Origin of the sequence: Leucobacter sp. M11 (assembly GCF_035726885.1) — a bacterium.
Lineage (GTDB): Bacteria > Actinomycetota > Actinomycetes > Actinomycetales > Microbacteriaceae > JAPFRB01.
In genome coordinates, this window is sequence record NZ_JAPFRB010000004.1 from 328,154 (window position 1) to 329,020 (window position 867).

Genomic DNA, 867 nt, shown 5'->3' on the forward strand with positions numbered 1-867 from the left:
TACACGCACACCGACGTGACCCAGGAGCCCATGATTGAGGCCCTCGTCGCGGCCACGGTCGAGCGCTTCGGCCGACTCGATGTGATGGTCAACAACGCCGGGGCCCAGGGTGATGCGGCCTCGATGCTCGAGATCGGACAGGAAGGTTTCGAGAAGACCCTCACTCTGCTGACGAGTTCGGTCCTGTTCGGGCACAAGTACGCCGCCCGCCAGTTCCAGGCGCAGGGCGGGGGTGGCTCGATCATTTCGACAGCCTCCGCCGCGGCGCTGCACGGCGGCTGGTCGATGGCCGCCTACACCGTCGCCAAGCACGGGGTGGTCGGCGTCGTCCGGCAGGCGGTCTCCGAGCTCGCACCGCTCGGCATCCGCTCGAACGCGATCGCCCCGGGCATCATCATGACCCCGATCATGTCGCGCGGATTCGGGATCCCCGACGAGAACGCGGAGGAGTTCATCGCGTACCTCGCCGAGAAGCTTGGCCCCACGCAGCCAAGCGGCCGGGTCGGCACCCCCGAGGACATCGCGAAGGCCGCGGTGTTCCTCGCGAGCGACCTGTCCGAGTTTGTCACGGGCGTCGTCCTCCCCGTGGACGGCGGCGTGACCGCGACGAACCTCGGCAGTTTCACCGAGGACCTGGCCGCCGCGGGAATCGAGTACCTCTCCCGCTAAACACCGTTGCGCGGGGCCCCGGCGCGACGCGCGGGGCCCCCGCGTGTCGGCGGGGTCGCGCTGCCGGGTGGGGCGGGGTTCAGCGTGGCCGAACAGGCGCTGAACCCGGGCGTCTGGCGCGGGTAGACTGGGGGCGTGTCCGATCTCAACCCGCCCCAGTCCCCGTCGCCGTCCTCACCCGGTGCGGCTGCGCCGCCC

General features: G+C 70.7%; 1 protein-coding gene. It reads left to right on the forward strand.

All coding sequences use genetic code 11. The annotated features are described in order from the left end of the window. Positions 1-669, forward strand: a 669-nt coding sequence (locus OOT08_RS13595) for an SDR family NAD(P)-dependent oxidoreductase (RefSeq protein ID WP_325093308.1), incomplete at its 5' end; no start/stop codon positions are given. Positions 670-867 lie beyond the last annotated feature (198 nt).